The 4,546-nt window shown below is 67.8% G+C and carries 3 protein-coding genes; 1 reads left to right on the top strand and 2 read right to left on the bottom strand.

The features are described from left to right. Positions 1–91 precede the first annotated feature (91 nt). Positions 92–1,579 carry a hypothetical protein gene (locus FUT87_RS17200; protein WP_147241805.1) on the bottom strand — a complete coding sequence of 496 codons (1,488 nt, stop codon included), beginning with the start codon at positions 1,577–1,579 and terminating at the stop codon, positions 92–94. A 613-nt stretch (positions 1,580–2,192) separates the two neighbouring features. Beyond that, a complete protein-coding gene (locus tag FUT87_RS17195) occupies positions 2,193–2,870 on the bottom strand; it encodes a GntR family transcriptional regulator (RefSeq protein ID WP_147241804.1) in 678 nt (225 codons plus the stop codon). Between the two features lie 80 nt (positions 2,871–2,950). Here FUT87_RS17195 and scpA point away from each other — a divergent pair. Continuing rightward, positions 2,951–4,546 (top strand): methylmalonyl-CoA mutase (gene scpA, locus FUT87_RS17190; protein WP_147241803.1); only part of this gene is annotated, 1,596 nt, incomplete at its 3' end.

Genomic DNA, 4,546 nt, shown 5'->3' with positions numbered 1-4,546 from the left:
GCGTTCAGGTCATCGCTGGCCATCGCCTGGACCTGGCCGGTCGTCAGCGCGGCGACCTGGCCGGTCGTCAGCGCGCCGACCTGGTCGGAGCTCAGCGCGTCGAACTGGTCGTGGTCAGCGAGCGGATCGCGGTCGAGGACAGCGCGCGCAGGTCGCCGGTCTCGATGGCGGCGATCTGGTCGGTCGACAGACCGGCCAGCTGGCGCGAGGTGAGGGTGGCGACCTGGGCCGAGCTCAGCGCGACGATCGCGTCGGTGGACAGCGCGGCGATCTGGGCCGAGCTCAGCGCGGCGATCTGGGCGGTGGTGAAGGCCTGGACGTCGGCGGACTCCATGCCCTGGACCTGGTCGGTCGACAGCGCGGCGATCTGGGCGGTGCCCAGGGCGCGGATCTGGCTGCTGCTCAGCGCGTTCAGCTCATCGGTGGACAGCACGGCGACCTGGCCGGTCGTCAGCGCGCCGATCTGGCTGCTGGACATCGCGGCGACCTGGTCCGAGTTCAGCGCCTGGACCTGGTCGGTCGACAGCGCGCGCACGGTGGCGGTGGACAGCGCCTTCATGTCGTCGGAGCTGATCGCGGCCATCTGGTCGGTGGTCAGGCCCTTGACCTGGGTCGAGGTCAGCGCGCCGATCTGGCCGGAGCTCATCGCCTCGATGGAATCGGAGCTCAGCGCGCCGATCTGGGCGGAGCTCAGCGCGCGCACCTGCGCGGTGGACAGCGCCTGCACGTCGGCGCTGTCGACGCCGGCCAGCTGGTCGGTGGTCAGCGCGGCGATCTGCTGCGTGGTGATGGCGCGGATCTGGTTGGTATCCAGCGCGGCGATCTCATCGCTGGCCAGCTGGCGAATCTGCTGGGTGGACAGCGCGTTGATCTGGGCGGTCGTCAGCGCGGCGACCTGGTCCGAGTTCAGCGCGGCGACCTGGTCGGTGCCCAGCGCCTTGACGGCGGCGGTGCTCAGCGCATGGACGGCGTCGGAGGTCAGCGCGGCGGCCTGGTCGGAATTCAGCGCGGCGGTCTGGGTGCTGGTCAGCGCGGCGGCCTGGCCGGTGCCCAGAGCGGCGACGCCCTCGGTGGCGAGGGCGGCGACTTGCTGGGAGCTCAGGGCCTTGATCTGCTCGGTCTTGAGCGCCTGCAGGTCATCGGAGGCCAGGCTGTTGATCAGGCTGGTGGAGATGGCGGCCACCTGCTGGGTGCTCAGCGCCCGGATCTGGTCCGAGGCCAGCGCATTCAGGTCGTCGGACTCCAGGTTGCGGACCTGCTGGGTGGTCATCGCGCCGACCTGGCGGGTGGTCATCGCGCCGAACTGGTCGGAGCCCAGCGCATTGAGCTGCGCGCTGGTGAAGGTCTGGACCGCGGCCGTCGACAGGGCGCGCAGGTCGTCGGACTCGATGGCGGCGATGTTGGTCGTCGTGAAGAACGACACCGCCCGGGTGCCGAGCGTCGCGAACTGCGAGGTCGTCAGCGCCTGGAACTGTTCGGTGGAAAACGCTGCCCAGTCTTCGCTGGTCAGGCGCGCCAGGGTCGTCGACGTGAGGGCGGCGATCTGGTCGGTCGTCAGGTTGGTAATCAGCGATGCCATCTTTGGAACTCCGTGAACCTATGGGGGCGGATGCGCCCATAGGCGCGAGGTGATTTGGGTCAGCTTTGGCACCCGACTTCCGGATGCCGTCATCCGGTTTTCGGACGCGGAATGACGAACTTGAGCTAGCCCAGAAATGTTATTTGCCGCCCGCTTAACCTGAACGGAACAAAAGGGCCGGGAGTCGGCCTCAGTTCACGGTTACAGACGGCGCGTAAAGCCCGTGAACGCGGGGGATGGGATGCTTGCCGGGGCAAGGTTTCCGGGGCCAATGAGCGAACGGTCGTTCACTTGTCGCGGCCGGGACATCCAATGGTGATCGGCACTTAGGCGCGACTCTGAAGCACGCGGAGCCCGGGTTTGCCGCGGTGGTGAGGCCGGCGTGAGCCTCGTGGGTGGCTGCAACAAGATGTGAGCCGTGTGAACGAACACCGCTGGCGGGTGGGCCCGGGAGGGGGCGCCGAGGACGCGGAAGGTGTCGTCCGTGACAAGTTCACGGGTTTTCCGAGGGCCCGGAAAGGTGGTTTTCGGGAGTTATCTCAAATACACCGGGAATATCGCCGGTGAATTAATGCCGAGGGATTTTCGCGGCGGCCCCGGTTCGTGCGCGCGCCTAATCGGCAGCGCGGCCGGTGGCCTTGAGTCCATTGTCGAAGTGACACCGGACCAGCCTCGCCGCCCGCTCCGGGTCACGGGCGAGCAGGGCATCCAGCATGTCGCGATGCTCCTGCAGCGATTCCTGCAGCCGCCCCTGCTTGAACAGCGAGTGGTGGCGGTTGAGCTTCATCACCCGGCGCAGGTCCGTGATGATCTGCATCCGCCAGCGGTTGCCGTCGATCTCGATGATGCGCAGATGGAAGCGCTCGTTGGCGGCGAAGAAGTGCTCCCGGCCGGCCTCGCCGGCGGCCAGGCTTTCCTCGAGCGCCTGGTGCAGCTGGCGAAGTTCCGCCAGCTCCGGGTCGGTCGCCGTGCGGGCCACGACGGCGGCGGCGTCGCTCTCCAGCAGGGACAGCAGTTGGTAGGCCTCGCGGACGTCGCGCTCGGACATCTCGGTGACGTAGGCGCCGCGGCGCACCCGCATCGTGACCAGCCCTTCGGAGGCCAGCACCTTGAGCGCCTCGCGCATCGGGGTGCGGCTGATGCCGAGCTCGGCGCAGAGCTTGAGCTCGTCGATCCAGCTGCCCGGTTCGAGTTCCTTGGCGAAGATGCGCTGGCGCAGCCGCTCGGCGACCTCCTCATAAAGCGGGGCGCGGGGAGCGAGCGGGGCGGTGAGCGGGCCAGTGACAGGCATGGCGCCGGAGTGTAGCGAATCCGAAATTCATAATTATGAATTCGCGCCACGCTATGATCCGCCGCTTCCAGGAGTCCCCCATGTCGAACGAACACAAGGTCCCCTCCGCCGCGCCGTCCGCCACAAGCGGGACGAACACTCCCCCAGAGTTCGCGCCGGCGACGCTGGAGCAATGGCACAAAGCGGCGGCGAAGTCCGCGCCCGGCGGGGACCCCGCCAAACTGAACTGGCACACCCCCGAAGGGCTGGTCGTCAAGCCGCTGTACACCGCGGCCGACACCCGCGACCTGCCGTACGCGGACACGCTGCCCGGCTTCGAGCCCTTCCTGCGCGGCCCGCAGGCCACGATGTACGCGGTGCGGCCCTGGACCATCCGGCAGTACGCCGGCTTCTCGACCGCCGAGGAGAGCAACGCCTTCTACCGCAAGGCGCTGGCCGCCGGCGGGCAGGGCGTGTCGGTCGCCTTCGACCTGGCGACGCACCGCGGCTATGACTCCGACCATCCGCGCGTGACCGGCGACGTCGGCAAGGCCGGCGTGGCGATCGACTCGGTGGAGGACATGAAGATCCTGTTCGACGGCATCCCGCTGGACAAGGTCTCGGTCTCGATGACGATGAACGGGGCGGTGCTGCCGGTGCTGGCCGGCTACGTCGTCGCGGCGGAGGAGCAGGGCGTCGCGCAGGACCAGCTCAGCGGCACCATCCAGAACGACATCCTCAAGGAGTTCATGGTCCGCAACACCTACATCTACCCGCCCGAGCCGTCGATGCGCATCATCGGCGACATCATCGAGTACACGGCTTCGCACATGCCGAAGTTCAACTCGATCTCGATCAGCGGGTACCACATGCAGGAGGCGGGCGCGAACCAGGCGCTGGAGCTGGCCTTCACGCTGGCCGACGGCAAGGAGTACGTCAAGACCGCGATCGCCAAGGGCATGGACGTGGACGACTTCGCCGGCCGGCTGTCCTTCTTCTGGGCGGTGGGGATGAACTTCTATCTGGAGATCGCCAAGATGCGGGCCGCGCGGCTGCTGTGGTGCCGGATCATGAAGGGCTTCGGCGCGAAGAACCCCAAGAGCCTGATGCTGCGCACGCACAGCCAGACTTCCGGGTGGAGCCTGACCGAGCAGGACCCCTACAACAACGTGGTGCGCACCACCATCGAGGCGATGGCGGCGGTGTTCGGCGGCACGCAGTCGCTGCACACGAACTCGTTGGACGAAGCGATCGCGCTGCCCACCGAGTTCAGCGCCCGCATCGCGCGCAACACGCAGCTGATCATCCAGGAGGAGACCCACATCACGAACGTGATCGACCCCTGGGCCGGCAGCTACATGATGGAGTCGCTGACCCAGGACATGGCCGACAAGGCCTGGGCGATCCTCGAGGAGGTCGACGCCATGGGCGGCATGACCAAGGCGGTGGACTCTGGCTGGGCCAAGCTCAAGATCGAGGCCAGCGCCGCGGAGAAGCAGGCGCGCATCGACAGCGGCAAGGACGTGATCGTCGGCGTCAACAAGTACCGGCTGGCCAAGGAGGATCCGGTCGAGATCCTCGAGGTCGACAACGTCAAGGTGCGCGACAGCCAGATCGCGCGCCTGCGGAAGATCAAGGCCACGCGCGAGGGCGCCAAGGTGCAGGCGGCGCTGGCGGCGCTGACCGAGGCCGCGCGC

The sequence above is a fragment of the Mitsuaria sp. TWR114 genome (assembly GCF_007997345.1).
Note: the sequence above shows the minus strand (reverse complement) of the source record. Positions and strands in the feature narration are given on the sequence as shown.